The 25580-nt window shown below is 69.1% G+C and carries 17 protein-coding genes and 1 pseudogene; 15 read left to right on the plus strand and 3 right to left on the minus strand.

The genetic code is table 11. The annotated features are described in order from the left end of the window. Nucleotides 1–26: 26 nt before the first annotated feature. Nucleotides 27–224, minus strand: coding sequence for a DUF4236 domain-containing protein (locus tag ACIBBH_RS22750; RefSeq protein WP_399407321.1), 198 nt, complete (start codon nt 222–224; stop codon nt 27–29). 312 nt (nt 225–536) lie between these two features. Between ACIBBH_RS22750 and ACIBBH_RS22755 the strand changes: the two genes are divergently transcribed. From ACIBBH_RS22755 to ACIBBH_RS22770, 4 genes are all read left to right on the plus strand, one after another. After that, a complete protein-coding gene (locus ACIBBH_RS22755) occupies nt 537–3335 on the plus strand; it encodes an aconitate hydratase (protein WP_399407323.1) in 2799 nt (932 codons plus the stop codon). Between the two features lie 134 nt (nt 3336–3469). Next, nucleotides 3470–3598, plus strand: a complete 129-nt coding sequence (locus tag ACIBBH_RS22760; protein WP_399407325.1) for a hypothetical protein — start codon at nt 3470–3472, stop codon at nt 3596–3598. Then, complete coding sequence (locus ACIBBH_RS22765; RefSeq protein ID WP_399407327.1) at nt 3595–3729, plus strand: hypothetical protein; 135 nt, start codon at nt 3595–3597, stop codon at nt 3727–3729. Before ACIBBH_RS22760 ends, ACIBBH_RS22765 begins: the two co-directional genes overlap by 4 nt. Further along, the gene (locus ACIBBH_RS22770; RefSeq protein WP_399407328.1) at nt 3729–3944 is read left to right on the plus strand and encodes a hypothetical protein; all 216 of its coding nucleotides are present in this window, start codon (nt 3729–3731) and stop codon (nt 3942–3944) included. Before ACIBBH_RS22765 ends, ACIBBH_RS22770 begins: the two co-directional genes overlap by 1 nt. A 226-nt stretch (nt 3945–4170) precedes the next feature. Here ACIBBH_RS22770 and ACIBBH_RS22775 read toward each other — a convergent pair whose 3' ends face one another. Continuing rightward, a complete protein-coding gene (locus tag ACIBBH_RS22775) occupies nt 4171–4548 on the minus strand; it encodes a hypothetical protein (protein ID WP_399407330.1) in 378 nt (125 codons plus the stop codon). A 295-nt stretch (nt 4549–4843) separates the two neighbouring features. Between ACIBBH_RS22775 and ACIBBH_RS22780 the strand changes: the two are divergent. Together ACIBBH_RS22780 and ACIBBH_RS22785 are read left to right on the plus strand one after the other, a co-directional pair. Further along, nucleotides 4844–5179 (plus strand): annotated as a pseudogene (locus ACIBBH_RS22780) (cellulose binding domain-containing protein); the annotation flags it as partial. 301 nt (nt 5180–5480) lie between these two features. Further along, nucleotides 5481–8744 carry a GH92 family glycosyl hydrolase gene (locus tag ACIBBH_RS22785; protein ID WP_399407332.1) on the plus strand — a complete coding sequence of 1088 codons (3264 nt, stop codon included), beginning with the start codon at nt 5481–5483 and terminating at the stop codon, nt 8742–8744. Between the two features lie 69 nt (nt 8745–8813). Here ACIBBH_RS22785 and ACIBBH_RS22790 read toward each other — a convergent pair whose 3' ends face one another. Continuing rightward, nucleotides 8814–12617 (minus strand): GH92 family glycosyl hydrolase, encoded by a 3804-nt coding sequence (locus ACIBBH_RS22790; RefSeq protein ID WP_399407334.1) that lies wholly within the window; start codon nt 12615–12617, stop codon nt 8814–8816. A 377-nt stretch (nt 12618–12994) separates the two neighbouring features. Between ACIBBH_RS22790 and ngcE the strand changes: the two genes are divergently transcribed. The 9 genes from ngcE (at nt 12995) to ACIBBH_RS22835 (ending at nt 25493) form a co-directional block, all read left to right on the plus strand. Continuing rightward, complete coding sequence (ngcE, locus tag ACIBBH_RS22795) at nt 12995–14446, plus strand: N-acetylglucosamine/diacetylchitobiose ABC transporter substrate-binding protein (protein WP_399407336.1); 1452 nt, start codon at nt 12995–12997, stop codon at nt 14444–14446. A gap of 29 nt (nt 14447–14475) precedes the next feature. Next, nucleotides 14476–15402, plus strand: a complete 927-nt coding sequence (locus ACIBBH_RS22800) for a carbohydrate ABC transporter permease (protein WP_399407338.1) — start codon at nt 14476–14478, stop codon at nt 15400–15402. A 4-nt stretch (nt 15403–15406) separates the two neighbouring features. Further along, nucleotides 15407–16330: a carbohydrate ABC transporter permease gene (locus tag ACIBBH_RS22805; protein WP_399407340.1), complete on the plus strand. Its 924-nt coding sequence runs from the start codon at nt 15407–15409 to the stop codon at nt 16328–16330. 481 nt (nt 16331–16811) lie between these two features. Continuing rightward, complete coding sequence (locus ACIBBH_RS22810) at nt 16812–18011, plus strand: ROK family transcriptional regulator (protein ID WP_399407342.1); 1200 nt, start codon at nt 16812–16814, stop codon at nt 18009–18011. Nucleotides 18012–18145: 134 nt separating this feature from the next. Then, nucleotides 18146–19234, plus strand: a complete 1089-nt coding sequence (locus tag ACIBBH_RS22815; protein ID WP_399407344.1) for a sugar ABC transporter substrate-binding protein — start codon at nt 18146–18148, stop codon at nt 19232–19234. Nucleotides 19235–19484: 250 nt separating this feature from the next. Further along, a complete protein-coding gene (locus ACIBBH_RS22820; RefSeq protein ID WP_399407345.1) occupies nt 19485–20276 on the plus strand; it encodes an ATP-binding cassette domain-containing protein in 792 nt (263 codons plus the stop codon). Beyond that, a complete protein-coding gene (locus tag ACIBBH_RS22825) occupies nt 20273–21622 on the plus strand; it encodes a sugar ABC transporter permease (RefSeq protein WP_399407347.1) in 1350 nt (449 codons plus the stop codon). Before ACIBBH_RS22820 ends, ACIBBH_RS22825 begins: the two co-directional genes overlap by 4 nt. 271 nt (nt 21623–21893) lie before the next feature. Continuing rightward, nucleotides 21894–23822, plus strand: a complete 1929-nt coding sequence (gene dxs / locus ACIBBH_RS22830; RefSeq protein WP_399407349.1) for a 1-deoxy-D-xylulose-5-phosphate synthase — start codon at nt 21894–21896, stop codon at nt 23820–23822. A 144-nt stretch (nt 23823–23966) separates the two neighbouring features. Continuing rightward, entirely contained in the window at nt 23967–25493 is a 1527-nt protein-coding gene (locus ACIBBH_RS22835; protein ID WP_399407351.1) for an amino acid permease, read from the plus strand. Nucleotides 25494–25580 lie beyond the last annotated feature (87 nt).

Raw genomic sequence — 25580 nt, forward strand, 5'->3', positions numbered from 1 at the left:
GGGGGGTCCGTTCGGGTGACGGGCCGTCAACCCTTCCTGGCCGTATGGGTCCGCCGCCATCCGAAAGGTCCGAGCAAATCCACCGATGTCGTACGACGTCCCGTGCTGCTGTGCGTGTGCCGCGGTCCGTTCTTCCCGCCCGTGGTGAGGGACCAGGAGCGCTTGTTGATGTTGAGGCGCACGCCGGGAAGGATCCGGAAGCTCTTGCGGAACGTGAGCGGCATGGGGCTGCCTCCGTTCGGGATCGTCCGGTTTCACGTTCCCTTCGGGTACCCCGACTTCGCGTACTGATGGGCGAGGAGCGCGGGCTCGTCGAAGCGGGGCGTCGGCGCCCGGCCCGGCCTCCGGCGGCCCGGGCATGACCATCCCGCCCCCATGTACTAGAGTTATCTCGACATCGAGATATCTGCCGAAGGTGCACCGCAGCCGCCACCCCGGTAAGGGCTACCTAACTTAGCCTTGCCTTAGCGGATCGGCCGAGATGCCGTGGCGGCAGGATCGTGGTGAGTACGCGCACATCAATGAAGGAGACTGTCGTGTCGGCGAACAGCTTCGACGCCCGCAGCACGCTGCAGGTGGGCGACGAGTCGTACGAGATCTTCCGGCTGGACAAGGTGGAGGGCTCGGCCCGCCTGCCGTACAGCCTCAAGGTCCTGCTGGAGAACCTGCTCCGCACGGAGGACGGCGCGAACATCACCGCCGACCACATCCGCGCCATCGGCGGCTGGGACTCCCAGGCACAGCCCAGTCAGGAGATCCAGTTCACGCCGGCCCGCGTGATCATGCAGGACTTCACCGGCGTGCCCTGTGTCGTCGACCTCGCCACCATGCGCGAGGCCGTCAAGGAGCTCGGCGGCGACCCGGCGAAGATCAACCCGCTGGCCCCGGCCGAGCTGGTCATCGACCACTCCGTGATCGCCGACAAGTTCGGCACCAACGACGCCTTCAAGCAGAACGTCGACCTGGAGTACGGCCGCAACAAGGAGCGCTACCAGTTCCTGCGCTGGGGTCAGACCGCCTTCGACGAGTTCAAGGTCGTCCCGCCGGGCACCGGCATCGTCCACCAGGTGAACATCGAGCACCTGGCCCGCACGGTCATGGTCCGCAACGGGCAGGCCTACCCCGACACCCTGGTCGGCACCGACTCGCACACCACCATGGTCAACGGCCTCGGCGTCCTCGGCTGGGGCGTCGGCGGCATCGAGGCCGAGGCCGCCATGCTCGGCCAGCCGGTCTCCATGCTCATCCCGCGCGTCGTCGGCTTCAAGCTGACCGGCGAGCTGAAGCCCGGCACGACGGCCACCGACCTCGTGCTCACCATCACCGAGATGCTCCGCAAGCACGGCGTCGTCGGCAAGTTCGTCGAGTTCTACGGCGAGGGCGTGGCGGCCACGAGCCTCGCCAACCGCGCCACCATCGGCAACATGTCGCCGGAGTTCGGCTCCACCGCCGCGATCTTCCCGATCGACGACGAGACCATCAAGTACCTGAAGCTCACCGGCCGCTCCGAGCAGCAGCTCGCGCTCGTCGAGGCCTACGCCAAGGAGCAGGGTCTCTGGCTGGACCCGAAGGCCGAGCCGGACTTCTCCGAGAAGCTGGAGCTCGACCTGTCGACGGTCGTGCCCTCCATCGCCGGTCCGAAGCGCCCGCAGGACCGCATCGTCCTCGCCGAGGCCGCCCAACAGTTCGCGAAGGACGTCCTCAACTACGTCGAGGCGCCCGTCGCGCAGCAGGCCGCCGCCGCGGCCTCCCCGGTCGACGAGGCGAGCGACGAGTCCTTCCCGGCCTCCGACGCCCCGGCCTACGGCCACCAGGAGAACGGCGCCGGCGCCCCGCAGCACGCCGCCGGCACCGGTGCCGCCGTCCCGTCGAACCCGGTCACCGTCACCGCCCCCGACGGTACGAAGTACGAGCTGGACCACGGCGCGGTGACGGTCGCGGCCATCACCTCCTGCACCAACACCTCCAACCCGTACGTCATGGTCGCCGCCGCCCTCGTGGCGAAGAAGGCCGTGGAGAAGGGCCTGACCCGCAAGCCGTGGGTCAAGACCACCCTCGCCCCCGGCTCCAAGGTCGTCACCGACTACTTCGACAAGGCGGGCCTGACCCCGTACCTCGACAAGGTCGGCTTCAACCTCGTCGGCTACGGCTGCACCACCTGCATCGGCAACTCCGGCCCGCTGCCGGAGGAGGTCTCCAAGGCCGTCAACGACCACGACCTCGCCGTCACCTCGGTCCTCTCCGGCAACCGCAACTTCGAGGGCCGTATCAACCCCGACGTCAAGATGAACTACCTGGCGTCCCCGCCGCTGGTCGTCGCGTACGCCCTCGCGGGCTCGATGAAGGTGGACATCACCCGGGACGCCCTGGGCACCGACCAGGACGGCAACCCGGTCTACCTGAAGGACATCTGGCCCTCCGAGGCCGAGGTCAACGACGTCGTGGCGAACGCCATCGGCGAGGACATGTTCAACAAGTCCTACCAGGACGTCTTCGCGGGCGACGCCCAGTGGCAGGCGCTGCCGATCCCGACCGGCAACACCTTCGAGTGGGACCCGCAGTCCACGTACGTCCGCAAGCCCCCGTACTTCGAGGGCATGACGATGGAGACCACCCCGGTCTCGGACATCACGGGCGCCCGTGTGCTGGCCAAGCTGGGCGACTCGGTCACCACCGACCACATCTCCCCGGCCGGCGCGATCAAGGCCGACACCCCGGCGGGCAAGTACCTGACCGAGCACGGCGTCGAGCGCCGCGACTTCAACTCGTACGGTTCCCGCCGCGGCAACCACGAGGTCATGATCCGCGGTACGTTCGCCAACATCCGCCTGCGCAACCAGATCGCGCCGGGCACCGAGGGCGGCTACACGCGTGACTTCACGCAGGAGGGCGGCCCGGTCTCCTTCATCTACGACGCCTCGCAGAACTACCAGGCCGCCGGTATCCCGCTGGTCGTCCTGGCCGGCAAGGAGTACGGCTCCGGCTCGTCCCGCGACTGGGCGGCCAAGGGCACGGCCCTCCTCGGCGTCAAGGCCGTCATCGCCGAGTCCTACGAGCGCATCCACCGCTCCAACCTCATCGGCATGGGCGTGCTCCCGCTGCAGTTCCCGGAGGGCCAGTCCGCCGAGTCCCTCGGCCTGACCGGCGAGGAGGCCTTCTCCATCTCCGGCGTCACCGAGCTCAACGAGGGCACCACGCCGCGCACGGTCAAGGTCACCACCGACACGGGCGTCGAGTTCGACGCGGTCGTCCGCATCGACACCCCGGGTGAGGCCGACTACTACCGCAACGGCGGCATCATGCAGTACGTGCTGCGCAGCCTGATCCGCAAGTAAGCGGTCCGGTACGGCAGTCGAGGGCCGCGCCCCCGGTCATGGGGGTGCGGCCCTTCGCCGTGTCCGCCCCAGGTCATCACCGGCCCTCAGGGTGAACACAGGGTTCCCCCAGGACACCGGGACACAATCGCTGCATGACGGGCACCCCTGGCCCCCGGACCGGCCGCCTCCGCGTGCTGATCGCCGACGACGAGCCCGGCCTCCCGATCCCCACCCTGCGCGGCACGGGGTACGGCGTCCGGGCCGGGGAGGACGGGAGATGACCGCCGGACTCCCGGCCAGGCTGAGGGCCCGCTCACTGCGCACGCGGCTGCTGGTGTTCATCACCGCCACGCTCGTCTGTGTGTGCGCCGCGCCGGCCCTCACCACGGTCTTCGCCCAACGGCCTACCTGATGGGCAATCTGGGCGACCGGGTGAACTATGCGGCCGAGCGCAGTGTGGGCGGCGCGGCGCCGCACCCGCGGCTCAGCGGCGACCTGACCTTCCTCAGCGAGAGCGGCCGTCCGGCGGGCATGCTCGCGGCCCGGCTCGACGCGAACGGCGGGATCCTCTCCGCGGTGGACCCGCCGACCGGTCCCGTTCCCTGCGCTCGTCCGCCCACCCGGTGACGGCGCCCGACCGCTCCACCCAGGAGGCGCCCTGCGGCAGCCCGTCGGGCTTCGGCGCGACCCGTTCGGCGAGCACGACGACCGGCCGCACGCCGCCGTCCCCGGCCTCGTCGGCCCGCACCGTGCTCCGTCCCCCACGGGTCGGCAGGCGCCATCCCCTCCGTGATCTCCCTCGCCCGGGAGCGAAGCGGCCGGCCCGTGACCGTGCCCGCTCCCGAAGACGCGCTCACTGATCCGAGTAGCTGATGTCCCCGACCGTCCAGGCACTGACATCCGCCAGGGCGACCCGGTACATGCCGCCCGTGTCCGGGATGCCGAAGCTGCCCTGGAGGATCCGCGCGACGTGGAAGTGCAGGTGGGTGGGGCGGGCGTGCGGCTTTGGCGGCTCACCGCTCCCGTCGGACGAGACGAACGCGCTGGAGAAGGAGCCCAGTTGCGAGGAGCCCCGCAGCACCTCTGCCACGCGCTCCTTCCACATGGCCTCGGGGGCCAGCCGTCCCGTGATGACGGCTCCCGGGACCACCACGGTGAGAGACATCCGACTGTGTTGCTCCGACTCGACCATGGCGGCGATGTCGACGAGCAGGTCATCAGGGTGTGACATGGTTCAGGAGACTACTACGACGGCCTGTACGGAATCCGATCGGCAAGGGCGAGCACCGGGATCAGGCAGCCGCACACACCGACTCCCTGCGGCTCGAAATCGGCGAGCCCGGCGACGGCAGGACCGTTTACATCTGACGCGCCGCAAGCTAGCTTCCCAGGGAAGTGGGGTGGGAGCGCTCCCATCGACGGACCGGAACCCGTCTTCGGGCTCGCTCCCGCCCCGCCCAACCCACCTCGCACCCGCAACCCGCACGGCCGTCAACCCGGGCTGATATGTCATGTCTACGACAATAACCGAGCTCTCGCCCGGCACCTGCGCGGCCACCCGGAAGGCCACCGGCAGCTGCCCCGGCGGCTACCGGCCCGAGGTGACCGTCACCGACAGCGGCGACGTGCCGATGCTCGGCTGGATGGTCGACTGGACGCTGCCGAGCGGGCAGCCGGTGGTCGGTCTGTGGAACGGCAGCGCGACGTACGGCGGACAGGGCGTGAGGGTCCACAGCGTCGACCGGAACGGCTCGTTGAGTCGGGGGCAGAGTGCGACGTTCGGCCAGAGGGCGACGTTCGGGTACGTCGTGCAGGGCTCGGGCGGTGACAGCACCACGACCCTTCCCCGTCAGGTTGGCTGAACGACTGCTCCGTGCGGGCCCCGAAGGGGGTGGGGCCCGCACGGAAGTTGCGTGGCTTGAGGCGACGGCGTGATGCGACAACGTTGTCTGATTGGTCTGTGCATGACGCTCCGACACGACTCTACCGCCGCAGCAGACAACGATGTCAAGGTATTCGGAGAATCGCCCCACCGGGTGATCCCCGCGCGTGCCCGCGGAAAGCGCACGCGGTCTTCCGCGGTACGGCCGGCGCACGCTACTGTCCCTGCGGCTTGTGCGACCCGTGGTGCGCGACCCGTCCGTCAGGAGGAAGGGCCGCGTCATGCGTTTCCGTCCCACGTCCCTGCTGCTGGCCGCGGTGCTCGCGACCAGCACCACCCCCGCCCTCGCGGCGACCGCCGCCCCGCCAGACCTCGTCAAGGACCCCACGGCGTACGTCGATCCGCTGATCGGCACCAAGAACGGCGGCGACGTCTTCCCGGGCGCCGTCGTCCCGTTCGGCATGCTCTCCTTCAGCCCGGAGAACACCCGCGGCGACGCGACCAGAACGGCCGCGCCCGGCGGCTACCAGTACGACGCCACCCGCGTCCGCGGCTTCAGCCTGACCCACATGTCCGGTACGGGCTGCGCGGGCGGCAGCGGCGACATCCCGTTCTTCCCGTACGCCGGTGAGGTCACCTCCTCCCCGGCGAGCGACACCAAGGACGCCGTCTACGCCGCCGACTTCAGCCACGCCGACGAGACCGCCGAGCCCGGCCACTACAAGGTGGGCCTCGCCTCCGGCGTCACGGCCGACCTCACGGCGACCGCGCGCACCGGTACGGCCCGCTTCACCTTCCCGGCCGGCAAGCCGGCCTCGCTGCTCGTGCGCACCGCCAACTCGGAGGTCGGGTCCACCGATTCGACGGTGACCATCGATCCGGAGGCCCGTACGATCTCCGGTTCCGTGACGTCCGGCGACTTCTGCGGTTACCTCGACCCCGAGGGGCAGCGCGCCTACTACACCCTCTACTTCACCGCCCACTTCGACCGCGCCTTCCAGGCCACCGGCACCTGGCGGGACGACACCCTGAACCCCGGCTCGACGACCGCCTCCGGCGGCACCGGCGGTTTCTCGCACGGCGGGCGGCCGGTCGCGGGCAAGGGGGCGGGCGGATACGTCGAGTTCGCGCCCGGTACCGACCCGGTGAACGTGAAGGTCGGCATCTCCTACGTCAGCCAGGCGGGCGCCGAGGCCAACCTCATGGCCGAGAACCCGCCGCGGCGCTCCTTCGAGGCGGTGCGGGACGCGGCCCGCCGGGCCTGGCGCGACCGGCTCGACGCGATCCGGGTGGGCGGCGGCACGGACGCCGACCGCACTACCTTCTACACCGCGCTCTACCACTCCCTGCTGCACCCGAACGTCATCAGCGACGCCGACCGCCGCTACCGGGGCAGCGACGGCAAGGTACACGAGGTGGGCCGCGGCCGGGGGGCCCAGTACGGCACCTTCTCCGGCTGGGACGTCTACCGCGATCAGGTGCAGCTGCTCACCCTCCTCGACCCGCGCACCGGCTCCGACATCGCCCAGTCGCTGTACGAACTCGCCCGGCAGAACGGCGGGGTCTGGGACCGCTGGCTGCACGGCGCGAGCGGCACGCACGTGATGAACGGCGACCCCTCGCCCACCGCGCTGGCCGGTATCCGCGCGTTCGGCGGCACGGACTTCGACCTGGACGGCGCGCTGGACTCCCTGGTGAAGGCGGCCTCGGTCCCGACGGAGCAGGACCTGTCGGCGGTGGGCAAGCCGGTGCTGTCGGTCGGCCAACGCCCCTCCCTCGACAAGTACCTCCAACTGCACTACATGCCCAGCGTCTCCAACGCCTGGGGCGGTGCCGCCGAGACCCTGGAGATGTCCACCGCCGACTTTTCACTCTCCCAACTGGCGGCGGCGGCAGGGGAGAAGGACACGGCGGCCGCCTTCGCGCGCCGCGCCCAGTGGTGGCAGAACAACTTCAACATCGCCGCCGGTCCGAGCGGCGGCTACATCGCCAACCGCAAGGCCGACGGCAGCTGGGTCACCGGCTTCACCCCCGACACCGGCAACGGCTTCGTGGAGGGCACGGCGGCCCAGTACACCTGGATGGTGCAGCACAACCCGGCGGGCCTTTTCGCGGCGATGGGCGGCACGGACAAGGCGCTGGCCCGGCTCGACGACTTCTTCCACGACGCCGACGGCGGCTGGGCCTTCACCGGCAGCGGCGGCACCAAGTCCGAGCTGGACAACGAGCCGTCGCTCAACGTCCCCTACCTGTACGACTACGCGGACGCCCCCTACAAGACGCAGGAGACCGTCCGCGCGGCGATGCGGCAGCTGTGGTCGACCGAGCCGGGCGGCATCCCCGGCAACGACGACCTGGGCGCGATGTCGTCCTGGTACGTCTTCTCGGCGCTCGGCATGTACCCGCAGGTGCCGTCCCGGGCCGAACTCGTCCTGGCCTCACCGCTGTTCGAGCGCGCGGAGATCGACCGCCCGTACGGCAACGACATCTCCATCCGGGCGCGGGGGGCGGCGGCCGACGCGCCGTACGTCCAGTCCCTGAAGGTCAACGGCCGCACCAGTGACCGGCCTTGGCTGCCCGCGTCCTTCGTCCGGGACGGCGGCCGACTGGACTACACCCTCTCCGGCATCCCGAACCGCACCTGGGGCACGGGCGAGGCGCCGCCGTCCTTCCGGGCGGGCGAGCAGCCGTACCAGATCGGCGTCGGCCCGACCGCGGCCACCCTGGCGCCCGGCGGCAGCACGAAGGCCGTCATCCGCGCCCTGTCCCTGGACGGGGGCACCGGCCCCGAGGTCCGCTTCCGCGTCGTGACCCCGGACGGAATCGAGGCCACGCCCGCCGAGGGCACCGTGACCGACGGCTCCCAGGAGGTCACCCTCAGCGCCGCCGACGGCATCCGGCAGGGCTTCTACGACGTCAGGATCACGGTCACCTCGGGCGACACGTCGTACGAGCAGCCGGTCTCGCTGACCGTGGCCGCCCCCGGAACCCCCCTCGCCGCCTACAACAACACCGGTATCTCGGACGACACCGGCGACCACGACGAGGCCGACTACGACGGCGGCGGCTGGAGCTACTCCCGCCAGGCCCTCGCCGAGGCGGGCCTGACCCCCGGGCACCGGGGAACGGTCGAGGGCCTCACCTTCACCTGGCCCGACTCACCGGCCGGCCGCCCCGACAACGCGTCGGCGGCCACCCAGACGATCGAACTCCCCACCCCCGCCGCCAAGCTGTCCTTCATCGGCAGCGCGGTCAACGGCAACCAGCAGACCAAGGCGACCGTCACCTACACCGACGGCACCACCGACACCCTCGACCTCTCCTTCACCGACTGGACCGTCGGCGGCGGCGCCGGCACCGTCCAGTACGGCAACGAGACCGTCGCCAAGGCCGCGTACCGCAACGTCGCGGGAGCGGACAAGGACCCGGTGGCGACGTACGTCTTCGCCACCAAGCCGTTCGAGGCCCCGGCCGGGAGGACCATCAGGAGCGTCCGGCTCCCGGACAACGCGGACCTGCACGTCTTCACCCTCGCCACCGGCTGAGAGCCGGCCGTACAACGGAACGGGCGGGCCCCGCGAGGGACCCGCCCCTTCCGCTGCCGTCGGCGGGGGTCAGGCCAGCAACTCCACCTCCGCCAGCGTCGACTCCCCGCCGAGCACCAGCCGGTATCTCTCATGGGCGCCCGGCGACGCGATGGTGAACGCCCGGGTCTGCCGGTCCCAGCGGAACGACTGGGCGGAGCGGTGGTCGAGGGTCTGCCAGGTCTCGCCGTCGTCGGAGCCCTGGAGGGTCCAGGCCGTGGGGGCCTTGGTGCGGTCGGTGGAGGACGTCAGGGTGTACTGGACGGACTTGACGGAACCGTCCACCGGCAGGTCCACCGAGGTGACCGTCGCGTCCGTCGCCGAGGTGTTGTCGAACAGTGGGCCGTCGCCCTTCAGGACGTCCGCGCGGGGCGTGGGGACCTGGTCGTCCTGGGTGATGGAGACGGGCGCCGCGTTCCGGCCCGAGCCCCAGGTGGACGGCCTGGAGCCCAGGTGGAAGTCGAGGACGGCGCCCTTGGCGAGCAGGGAGTGCGGGAGGGACGTCGAGGTCCACGGGCGGCCGTTGACGGTCAGGCCCTGTACGTAGACGTTCTTCGCGCTGTTCCCCGGCGCCCGCACCACCAGGTCCCGGCCGTTGTCCAGGTGGACGGTCGCCTTCTTGAACAGCGGGGAGCCGATGGCGTACTCGCCGCTGCCCATGACCAGCGGGTAGAAGCCGAGCGCGGAGAAGAGGTACCAGGCCGACTGCTCGCCGTTGTCCTCGTCGCCGTGGTAGCCCTGCCCGATCTCGCTGCCCGTGTAGAGACGGGAGAGCGCCTCGCGGACGTGGCCTTGCGTCTTCCAGGGCTGGCCGGCCGCGTCGTACATGTAGATCACGTGGTGCGCGACCTGGTTGGAGTGACCGTACATCCCCATCCTGACGTCCCGCGCCTCGGTCATCTCGTGGATGACACCGCCGTAGGAACCGACGAAGTCGGGGGAGGCCGTCTCCGGGTTGGCGAAGTACGCGTCGAGCTTGTCGGCGAGGCCGTCACGGCCGCCGTAGAGGTTGGCCAGGCCCCGGCTGTCCTGCGGGGCGGTGAAGGCGTAGCCCCAGCCGTTGGTCTCGGTGTAGTCGTAGCCCCACACGCGCGGGTCGTACCGCGGCGACTCCACCCGCCAGTCGCCCTTCTCGTCCCGGCCCTGGAAGAAGTCCGCCTTGCTGTCGAAAAGGTTCACGTAGTCCCGGGCGCGGTTGAGGAAGTACTCCGACTCCTCCTTGTAGTGCTTCTCGCCCGTCCGGCGGTACAGGGCCTGGCCCATCCTCGCGATGCCGTAGTCGTTGACGTAGCCCTCCATCGCCCACGACAGGCCCTCGTGCGTGTCCGTGCTGGTGTAGCCGAGGAAGGGTGAGGTGCTCATGCCCTTGCGGCCCACGCCCGACATCGGCGGGACGACGGTCGCGTTCTTCAGGGCCGCGTCATAGGCGGCCTCCGCGTCGAAGCCGACGCCCTTGACGTACGCGTCGGCGAAGGCCACGTCCGAGGAGGTGCCGGTCATCAGGTCGGCGTAGCCGGGGGAGGACCAGCGGGAGGTCCAGCCGCCGTCCTTGTACTGCTGGACGAAGCCGTCCGCCATCTCGCCCGCCTGCCCCGGTGTCAGCAGCGCGTACGCCGGCCAGGTGGTGCGGTAGGTGTCCCAGAAGCCGTTGTTGACGTACACCTTGCCGGCCACGATCTTCGCGCCCGTGTGCGTCGGGGTGTCCGGGCCCGGCATGGGGGAGAAGGGGGAGGCGTACTGGTAGGTGCGGCCCACCTTCTCGAAGCCGGAGTTCGGGTACAGGTACAGCCGGTACAGACCCGAGTAGAGGGTGGTCAGCTGGTCCTGGGTCGCGCCCTCGACCTCGACCCGGCCGAGCAGCTGGTCCCAGGTCCGCTGCGCCCGCGCTTTCACCGTGTCGAAGGAGATGCCGTCCGGGATTTCCTGGCGCAGGTTGTCCTTCGCCTGGTCGACGCTGATCAGCGAGGTAGCCAGGCGCAGGGTGACCGTGTGGTCGGCGCCCGCGTCGAAGCGGAGGTAGCCCTTGACCCCGCCCGCGCCGCCGTCGGTGACCGGCTTGTCGAACTCGCCGTACACGAACAGCCGGGTCGCGCCCGTCGACAGGCCCGACTTCACGTCGGAGTAGCCGGTGACGATTCCGTTGTCCTTGTCCAGCGTGAGGCCGGCCTGCTCGGTGACGTTGTCGAAGAGCACGCTCGCGTCGTTGCCCGGATAGGTGAAGCGCAGCACCGCCGCGTGGTCGGTCGGCGTCATCTCCGCCGTCAGCCCGTTCTCGAACCGCACCCCGTAGTAGTACGGTCGCGCGGTCTCGTTCTCGTGCCGGAAGGCCAGCGCCCGGGCCGCGCGCCCGGTGTCCGGGGTGCCTGCGGCGGCGGACGGCATCAGCTGGAAGGTCTGCCGGTCACCCATCCAGGGGCTGGGCTCGTGGCTCGCGCTGAACGCCTGGATCGTCGGCAGGTTGTCGTCGTTGTTGGCCCGCGCGTACTCGTAGAGCCAGCTCAGCGAGGACGCGTTGGTCACGGGCGTCCAGAAGTTGAAGCCGTGCGGCAGCGCGGTCGCCGGGAAGTCGTTGCCGCGTGAGAAGCTGCCGCTGGAGTTGGTGCCGCGCGTGGTCAGCGCGTAGTCGGACAGGTGCGCCTCGGGCTTTGCGGGCGCGACCGGCTTTATCGCCACGTCGTCCAGCCAGCCGCGGAACTTCGCCGGCCCGTCCGGGGAGTCGTATGCCAGCAGTATCCGGTCGACCGTCTTCCCCGCCGCGACCGACCCGATCCGCGAGGCCACGTCGTTCCACTGGTTGACGTAGAGCACCTTCGCCGCGCCCTGCCCTTCGGGTGACAGCGTGAAACCGTGCTGGTCGGTCGCGCCCAGGTCGCTCAGGTAGGTGCCGTCGGTGAAGGCCAGGTCCACGGAGACGTTGGTGGCGTCGTAGTCGCGGTCGCCGTCGGCCATGGAGGGGAAGAGGCGGTACGACAGCTGGGTGTCCCGGCCGACCCGCACGTCCACGTCGAAGACCTTGTTGTACGAGTACGCCCGGCCGCCCGCCGTGTGGCGTCCGGCGTAACGCAGGGCCCGCTTTCCGGTGAATCCCGCCCGGGCCTTCGCGGTCGGCGACCCGCTCGGGCCACGGTCGACCAGCGAGAGCATGTCCTGCGGGACCGGGCCGCCCCCGCCGCCCGTGGAGAACTGCACGTCGGCGAGCTGCACGATGTCCGGTGCGCCGCTGTTCCCGGTGATCTCCAGCCGGAAGTGCTGGTACTCGGCCGGTTCGGCGAGGTCGTACGACTTCGTCAGGAACCGTTCGCCGAAGGACTCGCCCGAGCGGGTGTCGACGGTCTTCCAGTCCTTGCCGTCGGTGGAGCCCTTCAGGGTCCAGTCCCGCGGGTCCCGCTCGGCGAAGTCATTGGCCGAGGTGAGGGCGTACGTCACCATCTTCATCGGTTTGTCGAGGTCGAACTCGACCCAGCCGGTGGGCTCGAAGGTCAGCCACTTGGTGCCGGGCTCGCCGTCGACGAGGTTCTCCTTCACCTCGCCCGCGCCCGCGTTCTCGCCGCTGGCCCGCAGGTCGGTGACATGATCGGTCACATTGCCCGGAATGCCGGTGCTGTACCCGCCGTCGACACCCGAGGCGCGCCTGGCGCCGTCCGGCCCGGTGTCGACGGTGTTCAGCCAGTCCGGCGCCGGGTCACCCGGTTCGAACGAGGAAGCGAACTCCTGGTCCGCGGCCGGAGCCTTGGCGGACAGGGCGACCGCGGCCCCCTGCGAGCCGACTGCCATGACGAAGGCGGCCGCGAGGACGACCGCCGGACCGCATCTGTGCCTGGCTCTCCGCTGCATCTACGGAAACCCTCCCTGCGCCCGATCGCCGGACAACGTTGTCAATTGCGGAACGCAGGAACCAGTAGGTGGTCAAGTGGGTGGTGGTGTCAAGGGTGTTGGGTGTGGCATTCAGGCCTGATGGCGGGGATTTTTCCGGGCCCGAACGCACAGGGGTCTCATATTTCCGCGAGGTCTCAACTCGGAAAAGACCCGTGGCCAACCTTGCATTCGATCTTGCTCCGTCGGCAAGAAGTGGACTATACCTGTCGGCGTTTCCTGTACGACATCGGCGTTTCCCGCACGACGCGTTTCCTGCACGACCCAGCGCTACCCGACCGCGGTGCCGGGAGGATCCGGTTCACCGCCTGAGTCCTGGAGAAGGCGAGGACTTGAGCATGGGATCCACTTCCGCAGCGAACCACGGTGCCGACGGCGTAGGCCGACGGGATCTGATCAAGCGGTCCGCCGCACTCGGTCTGCTGAGCGTGCCCGCGGCGGGTTTGCTGTCCGCGTGCGCCAGCAGCGGCGGCGACGGCCAGGACAAGGCGAAGGCGGGCAAGAAGACCTCGAAGAACCCGCTCGGTGTCAACAACACCGCCGGGATGGAATTCGTCCTGTTCGACGGCGGTTTCGGCAAGGAATACGCCCAGGACGCCGTGAAGGTCTACGAGGAGGACTTCCCGAAGGCGAAGGTGAAGTTCTCCGCCACCCAGAAGATCCAGTCCACCCTCCAGCCCCGCTTCAACCAGGGCACCCCGCCCGACCTCATCGACAACTCCGGCGCCGAGCAGATGGACATGGGTGTCCTGGTCGGCAAGAAACAGCTCGCCGACCTCACCCCGCTGCTGGACGCCCCGTCGTACGACGACCCGGACAAGAAGGTCCGCGACACGCTGCGCCCCGGCATCGTCGAAATGGGCCAGTTCGACGGCAAGCCGGTCTGGATCCTCTACTACGCCTACACGGTCTACGGCGTCTGGTACTCCCGGAAGGCCCTGGACTCGCTGGACGAGAAGTACCCCGAGACCTGGGACGAGATGCTCAAGGTCTGCGAGAAGGCCAAGAAGAAGGGCATGGCGGGCTGGACGTACGCCGGCAAGTACCCGTACTACATCCCCTTCTCGCTCTACCCGATGATCGGCAAGGTGGGCGGCCGCGAGGTGCTCGACGCCATCGACAATCTCGAGCCGAACGCCTGGAAGCACCCGGCCGTCAAGGCGTGTTTCGAGGCCTACTACGAGCTCTACAAGAAGGGTTACATCCTCAAGGGCACCCCGGGCCTGGACCACATCCAGTCGCAGACCGCCTGGGCCAAGGGCAAGGCGCTGTTCCTCCCGAACGGCTCCTGGGTGGAGAACGAGTCGGCGAACGTCATCCCGTCCGACTTCGGCCTCGCCGTCTCCGCGCCCACCGGCATCGACTCCTCCGACAAGATGCCCTTCGGTACCATCTGGGCCTCCGGCGGCGAGCCCTTCGTCGTCCCCGCCAAGGCCAAGAACCCCGAGGGCGGCATGGAGCAGCTGCGCATCATGCTCAGTGAGGCGTCCTCGAAGAACTTCACGGCCAAGGTGAAGTCACTGACCGCGTACAACGGCGGCACCAGCGGAATCACCCTCACCCCGGGCCTGAAGTCGGGCGTCGCCGCGCTGGAGAAGGCGGGCGACAATGTGGTGAACCCGCGTCTGCAGGACTGGTACGTGCAGTTGCAGAAGGAGCAGATCGGTGTGGCCGGTCTCGGCGAGATGATGGCCGGCCGGGCCACCCCGGCGGAGACCATCAAGAAGATCCAGGGCTTCGCCGACGCGGCCGCCAAGGACACGACGATCAAGCACTACAAGCACCAGTAGCCCGTATTCCTATCGGCACCGGAGTGGCGATGCAGCACGGCAAGTACCGGTTCATCGTGGGGTTTCTGGCGCTGCCCCTGGGACTGTACGCGCTCTTCGTGGTCTGGCCGTTCATCCAGTCCATCTACTACTCGTTCACGGACTGGACCGGCCTGAGCCCCGAATTCAAGATGGTCGGCGTGGACAATTACACGAGGATGCTCAGTGATGAGATCTTCTGGAAGTCCTTGCAGCACAGCTTGATGTTCGCGGTCGTGCTGCCGCTGGTGACGATCAGCCTGGCGCTGTTCTTCGCCTTCATGATCAATGTGGGCGGACGCAGAAGGAAGGGCGGCCCGGTGATCTCGGGCGTCCGGGGCTCTTCCTTCTACAAGATCGTCTATTTCTTCCCGCAGGTGCTGTCGATCGCGATCGTCTCGCTTCTGTTCGCCTTCGCGTACAACCCCGACAGCGGCGCGGTCAACTCGCTGCTGCGCGGGATCGGCCTCGGCCACGTCCAGCCGCTGTGGCTGGGCGACCCGAACCTGGCCCTGTGGTGCGTGATGGCGGTGCTCGTCTGGTCCACGGTCGGCTTCTTCGTGGTCCTGTTCTCGGCGGGCATGGCCTCCATCCCGGCGGACCTGTACGAGGCGGCGCTGCTGGACGGCGCCGGCCGCTCCACCACCTTCTTCCGCATCACCCTGCCGCTGCTGTGGGACACCGTGCAGTCCGGCTGGGTCTACATGGGCATCCTCGCGCTGGGCGCCGAGTCCTTCGCGGTCGTGCAGATCATGACGACCGGGCCGGGCGGCCCAGACTACTCGACCACGGTGATGGTCCTGTACGTGTACCAGAAGGCGTTCCGGGACGGTCAGGCCGCCTACGCCACCACCATCGGCGTCGCCCTGCTCGTCGTCACGCTGGCCTTCGCGGCGGTCGTGATGCGGCTGGGCCGTCGCGAGCGGCTGGAGTTCTGATCAGATGAAGACGACCGAGACCCCCGCCCCTGTACCGGCCGAGTCCGGTGGTCGCGTCGCCAAGGTGGACGCGCCGGCCGGAGCGAGGCCCGAGCGGAAGAAGGAGGGCGGTGTCCTCAACGTCTTCTCGCACGGCGTCCTGGTCATCTGGGCGATCATGGTGGTCATGCCGCTGGTGTGGGCGGTGATGACCTCCTTCAAGGACGACAGCTCCATCTTCGGCTCACCCTGGTCGCTCCCGGACAAGCTGCACTTCGACAACTGGGCGCGGGCCTGGACCGACGCCAACATGAGCGACTACTTCCTGAACACCGTCCTGGTGGTGGGCGGTTCGCTCATCGGCACGCTGGTGCTCGGCTCCATGGCGGCGTACGTGCTGGCCCGGTTCGACTTCCCCGGGAACCGGTTCATCTACTACCTCTTCATCGGGGGCATGAGCTTCCCGGTCATGCTGGCGCTGGTCCCGCTGTTCTACGTCGTGAACAACATGGGCCTGCTGAACACCATCCACGGCCTGATCCTGGTCTACATCGCCTACTCGCTGCCCTTCACGGTCTTCTTCCTGACGGCGTTCTTCCGCACCCTTCCCGCATCGGTGGCGGAGGCGGCCTTCGTGGACGGCGCCTCCCACACCCGCACCTTCTTCCAGATCATGCTGCCGATGGCCAAGCCCGGCCTGATCAGCGTCGGCATCTTCAACTTCCTGGGCCAGTGGAACCAGTACATGCTCCCCACGGTCCTCAACACCGACCCCGACAAGCGCGTCCTCACCCAGGGCCTGGTCCAGCTCGCCGTCAGCCAGGGCTACAAGGGCGACTGGTCGGGCCTGTTCGCGGGCCTGGTGATGGCGATGCTCCCGGTGCTGGCCGCGTACATCGTGTTCCAGCGGCAGGTGGTGCAAGGGCTTACCGCGGGGGCGCTGAAGTAGGAGCCCCGACGCGGTGGGCGCCGTCGTGCTGCCTCGCCCCCGCCAGGCGCCCGAGCCCCACCCGGCCCCCTCCCGTACCCTGCCCTTCGCACTCGCGTACCCTGCCCTTGGCACTCGCGATTCGCCCACCCGTCCGTCCCGCCCCCGTGCGATCTCCGGCGCATTCCGCGCCTGAACACTCCCGGCCCGCCCGCCGCCGCCTCCCGGGCACCTTCCCGCACCCCTCGCCATGGGCCCGCAGGGCTCGCCCAGCCGCCTCATGCGGCAACTCCGACCTGCTCCGCCATGGCGTAGCGGTGTCCGGCGGGTGCCGGGAACGGAACACAACAAGCGAGAGCGATTTCCGTCAAGGACTTGACTGCGGTAACCCGTTCAGCAGAGCTTGGAGTTCATAACTTGTAAGTGGCCCGGTTACGCAGATGTGACCTGGCCCACGGGCGGCGCTGGGGCCGCCCGGCCGATGGCGGGAGTGGATGGGTCGATGGAGACTCCGGGGTCGCAGTCGTCGCTGCACCGAGCCAACCTGGAACGGGTCGTACGGGCGGTACGGCTGGCCGGGTCGCTCACGCAGGCCGAGATCGCGAGGACGACCGGCCTGTCCGCCGCGACGGTCTCCAACATCGTGCGGGAACTGAAGGACGGCGGAACGGTCGAGGTCACGCCCACCTCGGCGGGCGGCCGACGGGCCCGCAGCGTCTCGCTGAGCGGTGACGCCGGCATCGTCATCGGCATCGACTTCGGCCATACCCACCTGCGCGTCGCGATCGGGAACCTCGCGCACCAGGTGCTGGCCGAGGAGTCCGAGCCGCTGGACGTCGACGCCTCCTCCACCCAGGGCTTCGACCGGGCGGAGGAGCTGGTCAACCGCCTGGTCGAGGCGACGGGCGTCGGTCCTTCCAAGATCGCCGGAGTCGGCGTCGGCGTGCCCGGCCCGATCGACGTCGAGTCCGGGACACTGGGCTCGACCGCCATCCTGCCGGGCTGGACCGGCGCCCGGCCGGCGGAGGAGCTCGGAGCCCGGCTCGGCGTCCCCGTGCACGTGGACAACGACGCCAACCTCGGCGCCCTCGGCGAGCTGGTCTGGGGCAGCGGACGCGGCGTACGCGATCTCGCCTACATCAAGGTCGCCAGCGGTGTCGGCGCCGGTCTGGTGATCGACGGGAAGATTTACCGCGGCCCGGGCGGCACGGCGGGTGAAATCGGACATATTACACTCGACGAATCCGGACCGGTCTGCCGCTGCGGGAACCGCGGCTGCCTGGAGACCTTCGCGGCCGCGCGCTACGTGCTCCCGCTCCTCCAGTCCAGCCATGGCACCGACCTGACGATGGAGGGCGTCGTACGGCTGGCGCGGGACGGTGACCCGGGCTGCCGTCGGGTGATCGCCGACGTCGGCCGCCACATCGGCAGTGGAGTGGCCAATCTCTGCAACCTGCTGAACCCGAGCCGGGTGGTCCTCGGCGGTGATCTCGCCGAGGCCGGAGAACTGGTCCTCGGGCCGATCAGGGAGTCCGTCGGCCGCTACGCCATCCCCAGCGCCGCGCGCCAGCTGTCCGTGCTCCCAGGGGCCCTCGGGGGCCGTGCGGAAGTGCTCGGAGCGCTCGCCCTCGCCCTCAGCGAGATGGGTGATTCAACCCTTTTGGACGGCACGCTGGCCGTGGCGACACCCGCCTTCACTTAGAGAACGAATGACGCCGTTGCCATCTCGTTAAGTATTTACTTCTTGACGTCGCACGTGTGGCCGAGTTGACTTCCAGCCACCTCGGCCGCAGCGTTGCGGCCCTGTCAGGGAGGCACCCCCAAATGAACGCAACGATGCGTAGAGTCGTCATCGGTACCGCGGCGGTCTCGATGGCCCTTTCGATGGCCGCCTGTGGCAAGGCCGGCGACAAGAAGGACGACTCCGGCAGCAGCTCCTCCGGCGGCGGCAAGACCATCGGCCTGCTGCTTCCCGACAGCGTGACCGCGCGCTACGAGAAGTTCGACAAGCCGTACTTCGAGGCCAAGGTCAGCGCGCTGTGCTCCGACTGCAACGTCGAGTACGCGAACGCGGCCGGTGACACGGCCAAGCAGGCGCAGCAGGTCAGCAGCATGATCACCAAGGGCGTCAAGGTCATCGTGATCAGCGCCCAGGACGCTGCCGCCATCAAGACCTCCGTCCAGACCGCCGTGAACAAGGGCATCAAGGTCGTCGCCTACGACCGCCTCGCCCAGGGCCCGGTCTCCGCGTACGTCTCCTTCGACAACGTCAAGGTGGGCGAGCTCCAGGGCCAGGCGCTGCTCGACGCGCTCGGCTCCAAGGCCACCAAGAAGTCCAAGGTCGTCATGATCAACGGTGACGACGCCGACCCGAACGCCGGCCAGTTCAAGAAGGGTGCCCACAACGCCCTCGACGGCAAGGTCGACATCGCCTACGAGCAGTCCGGCCTGTGGAAGGACACCGTCGCCGCGCAGAAGATGAAGGCGGCCATCACCCAGCTGGGTGCCAAGAAGATCGCGGGCGTCTACGCCGCCAACGACGGCATGGCCGGTGGCATCGCCACCACCCTCAAGGGCGCCGGCATCAGTGGCATCCCGCTGACCGGTCAGGACGCGGAGCTCGCGGGCATCCAGCGCATCGTCGCGGGCACGCAGTCCAGCACGGTCTACAAGGCCTTCAAGCCCGAGGCGGAGGCCGCCGCCCAGCTCGCGGTCAACCTGCTCCAGGGCAAGGACATCAAGTCCCTCGCCAACCAGACGCTGACCAGCGGCTCCGGCGACAAGGTGCCCTCGCAGCTGCTGACCCCGGTGTCGGTCACCAAGGCCAACATCAAGGACACGGTGGTCAAGGACAAGCTGTACACCGTCCAGGACATCTGCACCGCCGAGTACGCCAAGGCCTGCAAGGCCGCCGGCCTCGAGTAGTCGCCCGCTCTCACCAGCGACCACCCGCCGGAACCGACCGCTCAGCGGCAGTGACCGGCCGGCGGTACCGCGAAGCCCCTCCGACGCCCGCCCCGGCTTTCATACCCCGCTGCCGGGCGGGCGTCGGACGGAACCGTTGCCAACGGCAGCGAATTCGCGCATGTTCATCTTGTAAACCACGTGCATTCGCACGTCCCTCCGCGTTTGTTCCCCCAAGCGCGGCATCCCCGCCGGTCAGGCGGCGAAGGAGATGGTTCACGTGTCCGCTACGCCCGTGCTGGCGTTGCGCGGAGTCTCCAAGCGATTCGGTGCGGTCCAGGCCCTCACCGACGTCGAACTGGAGGTCCACGCCGGAGAAGTGGTCGCCCTGGTAGGCGACAACGGCGCAGGAAAGTCCACCCTGGTCAAGACGATCGCCGGTGTCCACCCCATCGATGAGGGCGTCATCGAGTGGGAGGGCAGGCCGGTCAGCATCAACAAGCCGCACGACGCCCAGGGACTCGGCGTCGCGACGGTCTACCAGGATCTCGCCCTGTGCGACAACCTCGACGTGGTCGGCAACCTCTTCCTGGGGCGCGAGCTGCTGCACCGGGGCGTCATCGACGAGGTGTCGATGGAGAAGCAGGCCCGCGAGCTGCTGAGCACGCTCTCGATCCGCATCCCGAGCGTGCGCATCCCGATCGCCAGCCTCTCCGGCGGTCAGCGTCAGGTCGTCGCCATCGCCCGCGCGCTCATCGGTGACCCGAAGGTCGTCATCCTCGACGAGCCCACCGCCGCCCTCGGCGTCGAGCAGACCGCGCAGGTCCTCGACCTGGTCGAACGGCTGCGCGAGCGCAACCTCGGCGTCATCCTGATCAGCCACAACATGGCCGACGTGAAGGCGGTCGCGGACACCGTCGCCGTCCTGCGCCTGGGCAAGAACAACGGCTCCTTCCCCGTGAAGAGCACCAGCCACGAAGAGATCATCGCCGCGATCACGGGCGCCACGGACAACGCCGTGACCCGTCGTGCGGAGCGTCGCACCACGGAGGCGGCAAAGTGAGTGACACGTCGAAGACCGTCAAGGGCGAGGAATCGCCCAAGATCGAGAAGACCGGCTCCATCGCGGAGTCCCAGACCACGGTGGCCCCCGCCGACGACCCCACGGCCGCTCCGGTTGCGGTGGTCGATCCGCGCCTGTTGGTCCGCGAAGAGGGCCTGAAGGGCTACGTCACCGAGTTCAAGCGGAAGATCAAGGGCGGCGAGCTCGGTTCGCTGCCCGTCTTCATCGGTCTGATCATCATCTGGACCATCTTCCAGCTCCAGAACGGCCGGTTCCTGAGCGCCGACAACCTCTCGAACATCAGCTACTTCCTGTCGGCCACCGGCATGCTCGCCATCGGCCTGGTGTTCGTGCTGCTGCTCGGTGAGATCGACCTGTCGGTCGGCTCCGTGAGCGGCCTGGCCTCGACGGTGTTCGCCGTGTTCGTGGTCAACCACGGCATGAACGGCTGGCTGGCCCTGGCCCTCACCGTCCTGACCGGTATCGGCATCGGCGCACTACACGGCTGGTTCTTCGCGAAGATCGGCGTGCCGGCGTTCGTCGTCACCCTGGCCGGCTTCCTCGGCTGGAACGGTCTCATGCTGTGGCTGCTGGGCTCCAGCGGCACGATCAACATCCCGGACGACTCCGGCCCGGTGCACCTGTTCGGCCAGAACTCCTTCTTCATGGACCAGGCCATCATCGGCGCCTACCTGCTGGCGGGCCTCGCTGTCGTGCTGACCCTCGTGGGCTCGTTCAGCGAGCAGCGCCGCCGCCGGGCGGCCGGGGTGCCCTTCCGGCCCACCAGCGAGATCCTGATCCGGGTCGGCCTGCTCGCCGTGGTGTCCTTCGCCGCCGCGGCCGTGCTGAACAACTCCGCCGGTGTCTCCAACGCCCTGGTGATCTTCCTCGCGGCGCTGGTCGTCGTGGACTTCGTGCTCCGCCGTACGACGTACGGCCGCAAGGTGTTCGCGGTCGGCGGCGGCATCGAGGCGGCCCGTCGTGCCGGTATCAGCGTGCCGATGGTGCGGATCACCGTGTTCGCCATCTCCGGCGGCTTCGCGGCGATAGGCGGCATGTTCTTCGCGGGCCAGACCGCGAGCGCCACGCTCAACGCCGGCGGCGGCAACACCCTGATGCTCGCCATCGCGGCGGCCGTCATCGGTGGTACGAGCCTCTTCGGCGGCCGGGGTTCGGTGTGGTCCGCGCTGCTGGGCATGCTGGTCATCCAGTCGATCCAGACGGGTCTGGACCTGCTGAACATGAACACATCGATCCAGTACATGATCACTGGCGCGGTGCTGCTGGGTGCGGTGGTCATCGACTCGGTTTCGCGTCGCAGCCAGAAGGCCGCGGGACGGGCGTAAACGATTCGCCTGGTCGCCGCAGGGGGGCGGTGGTTCTGCGAGTGCCGGTCCGTTGTGGCTGGTCGCGCAGTTCCCCGCGCCCTTGCGGGGCGCTCGATGTGCCCGGTGCCTTCAAGGTGCCGGGCATTGTCGTGCCTTGGGAAGGGCGTTGACGGGTACCGCCGATCGCGTGACCCATGACTCACGGCCCGGACGCCGCCCGCTACGGCGGAACATTAGACTCGACACGCCCGGCAACAGCTCGATCAGCTTTTACTGCAAGGAGGCACGGGTGCCGCTGCTGACCCGCATCAGGGGACCGCGCGATCTGGACCGGCTCAGCCTGGAGGAGCTGGACCAGCTGGCAGGGGAGATCCGGACCTTCCTCGTCGACGCCGTGTCCAAGACCGGTGGCCACCTCGGCCCCAACCTGGGCGTGGTCGAGCTCACCATCGCCCTGCACCGCGTCTTCGAGTCGCCGAAGGACAAGGTGCTGTGGGACACGGGACACCAGTCGTACGTGCACAAGCTGCTGACCGGTCGGCAGGACTTCTCCCGGCTGAAGATGAAGGGCGGCCTGTCGGGCTATCCCTCGCAGGCCGAGTCCGAGCACGACGTCATCGAGAACAGCCACGCCTCGACGGTCCTCGGCTGGGCCGACGGCATCGCGAAGGCCAACCAGCTGCAGAAGAGGGACAGTCACGTCGTCGCCGTCATCGGTGACGGCGCCCTCACCGGCGGCATGGCCTGGGAGGCGCTGAACAACATCGCCGACGCCAAGGACCGCCCACTGGTCATCGTCGTCAACGACAACGAGCGGTCGTACGCCCCGACCATCGGCGGCCTCGCCAACCACCTTGCGACGCTCCGGACGACGGACGGCTACGAGCGCTTCCTGGCCCGCACCAAGGACCTGCTGGAGCGCACCCCGGTCGTGGGCAGGCCGCTCTACGGAACGCTGCACGGCGCCAAGAAGGGGCTGAAGGACTTCATCGCCCCGCAGGGCCTCTTCGAGGACCTGGGCCTGAAGTACGTCGGCCCGATCGACGGCCACGACATCGAGGCTCTGGAGTCGGCGCTGGCACGGGCGAAGCGCTTCGGCGGGCCCGTCATCGTGCACTGCCTCACCGAGAAGGGCCGCGGCTACCAGCCCGCTCTCCAGGACGAGGCGGACCGCTTCCACGCCGTCGGCAAGATCCACCCCGACACCGGTCTGCCGATCGCCTCCTCCGGCGCCGACTGGACCTCGGTCTTCGGCGACGAGATGGTCAGGCTGGGCGAGGAGCGGCAGGACATCGTCGCCATCACCGCCGCGATGCTCCAGCCGGTCGGCCTCGACAGGTTCGCCAGGGCCTTCCCCGATCGGGTGTACGACGTCGGCATCGCCGAGCAGCACGCCGCCGTGTCCGCGGCGGGTCTCGCCACGGGCGGCCTGCATCCGGTCTTCGCGGTGTACGCCACCTTCCTCAACCGTGCCTTCGACCAGGTCCTGATGGACGTCGCCCTCCACAAGTGCGGTGTGACGTTCGTACTGGACCGGGCCGGCATCACCGGCACCGACGGTGCCTCGCACAACGGCATGTGGGACATGTCGGTCCTCCAGGTCGTGCCGGGGCTCCGGCTGGCCGCGCCGCGCGACGCCGACCAAGTGCGCGCGCAGCTGCGCGAGGCCGTCGAGGTCACGGACGCGCCGACCGTGGTGCGCTTCTCGAAGGGCGCCGTCGGCCCGGCCGTACCGGCCGTCGGCCGCGTCGGCGGCATGGACGTACTGCGCGAGCCCGGCACCGACCGGCCCGACGTCCTGCTCGTCTCCGTCGGCGCCCTGGCCCCCATGTGCCTGGAGATCGCCGGCCTGCTCGACAAGCAGGGCATCTCCACCACGGTCGTCGACCCGCGCTGGGTCAAGCCCGTCGACGAGGCCATGGCCCCCCTCGCCGAGCGGCACCGGGTGGTCGTCACCGTCGAGGACAACAGCCGCGTCGGCGGCGTCGGCTCGGCGATCGCCCAGGCCCTGCGCGACGCGGGCGTCGACGTGCCGCTGCGCGACTTCGGCATCCCGCCCCGCTTCCTCGGCCATGCCTCGCGCGCCGAGGTCATGGCCGAGATCGGGCTGACCGCTCCGGACATCGCCCGCCAGGTCACCGGCCTGGTCTCCCGGCTGGACGGCAGGTTCGACCGTCCGGCCGCCGAGGTCGACTCGGTGGAGCCCGCGCGCGACTGACAAGGCCACACGCCCGGACGGGCCGGTTCTCCTCCGCAAAGGGTGGTGAAACCGGCCCATCTGCGTGAATCCGCTCGCGCCGGGGCATACGTACCACGCCCCCTCTCGATCATGTCGAGGACACCGAGCGTGGGAGGTACGCCCGTGAGCAGCACCCTCTTCAGGACAAAAAGGGTCGAACAGTCCATCCTCGATACCGAGGAGCCCGAGCACGCGCTCAAGAAATCCCTGTCCGCGCTGGACCTGACCGTCTTCGGTGTCGGGGTCATCATCGGCACCGGCATCTTCGTCCTGACCGGCAAGGTCGCCAAGACGAACGCGGGCCCCGCGGTCTCCCTGGCCTTCGTAGCGGCCGGCGTCGCCTGCGCCCTGGCCGCCCTGTGCTACGCGGAGTTCGCCTCCACGGTCCCGGTGGCGGGGTCCGCGTACACCTTCTCGTACGCCTCCCTCGGTGAACTGCCCGCCTGGATCATCGGCTGGGACCTGGTCCTGGAGTTCGCGCTCGGCACGGCGGTGGTGGCCGTCGGCTGGTCCGGCTACGTCCGCTCGCTCATGGACAACGCGGGCTGGCACATGCCCGAGGCGCTGAGCGGCCGGGAGGGGGCTTCGGGCTTCGGCTTCGACATCCTCGCCGCCGCCCTGGTGCTGGTGCTCACCACCATCCTCGTCATCGGCATGAAGCTGTCCGCGCGGATCACCTCGCTCGTCGTCGCCATCAAGGTGACCGTGGTGCTCATCGTGATCATCGCGGGCGCCTTCTTCATCAAGGGCTCCAACTACCAGCCGTTCATCCCGAAGGCCGAGGCGGTCCCGGCCGGGGGCAGTCTCAAGGCGCCGCTGATCCAGCTGATGTTCGGCTGGGCGCCCTCCAACTTCGGCGTGCTGGGCATCTTCACCGCCGCCTCCGTCGTCTTCTTCGCCTTCATCGGCTTCGACATCGTGGCCACCGCCGCCGAGGAGACCAGGAACCCGCAGCGCGACATGCCCCGCGGCATCCTCGGCTCCCTGCTCATCTGCACTGTGCTGTACGTGGCGGTGTCGGTCGTGGTGACCGGCATGCAGAAGTACACTGCGCTGTCCGTGGACGCCCCGCTCGCCGACGCGTTCAAGGCCACCGGACACCCCTGGTTCGCGGGCGTGATCAGCTTCGGCGCCGCCGTCGGCCTGACCACCGTCTGCATGATCCTGCTGCTCGGCCAGACCCGGGTGTTCTTCGCGATGAGCCGCGACGGACTGCTGCCCCGCTTCTTCTCCCGCGTCCACCCGCGCTTCCGCACCCCGCACCGGCCGACCATCCTGCTCGGCGTGATCATCGCGATCGTGGCGGGCTTCACCAGCCTGAGCGAGCTGGCCGAACTGGTGAACATCGGCACGCTGTTCGCGTTCGTCGTCGTCGCGATCAGCGTGATCATCCTCCGCAGGACCCGCCCCGACCTGCACCGCGCCTTCCGCACCCCGTGGGTGCCGGTCATCCCGGTCCTGTCCGTGTGCGCCTCCCTGTGGCTGATGCTGAACCTGCCCGCCGAGACCTGGCTGCGGTTCGCCATCTGGATGGTGATCGGCTTCTTCGTGTACTTCCTGTACGGCCGCTCGCACAGCCGTCTCGGACAGCACGAGGAGACCACGGTCGACGAGGTCCACGGCCACCCGCCGGAGGGCGGCAATCCGTAACCGGTGTGCCTGATTCCGGCGCTGCCGTGCCGTACACGCGGGTGCGCCGGGGCGTCGGCCGGGGCGCCGGTCAGCCGCGTACCGCCG

Source organism: Streptomyces sp. NPDC051636, assembly GCF_044453765.1.
In the GTDB taxonomy this organism is placed as follows: Bacteria; Actinomycetota; Actinomycetes; order Streptomycetales; family Streptomycetaceae; genus Streptomyces.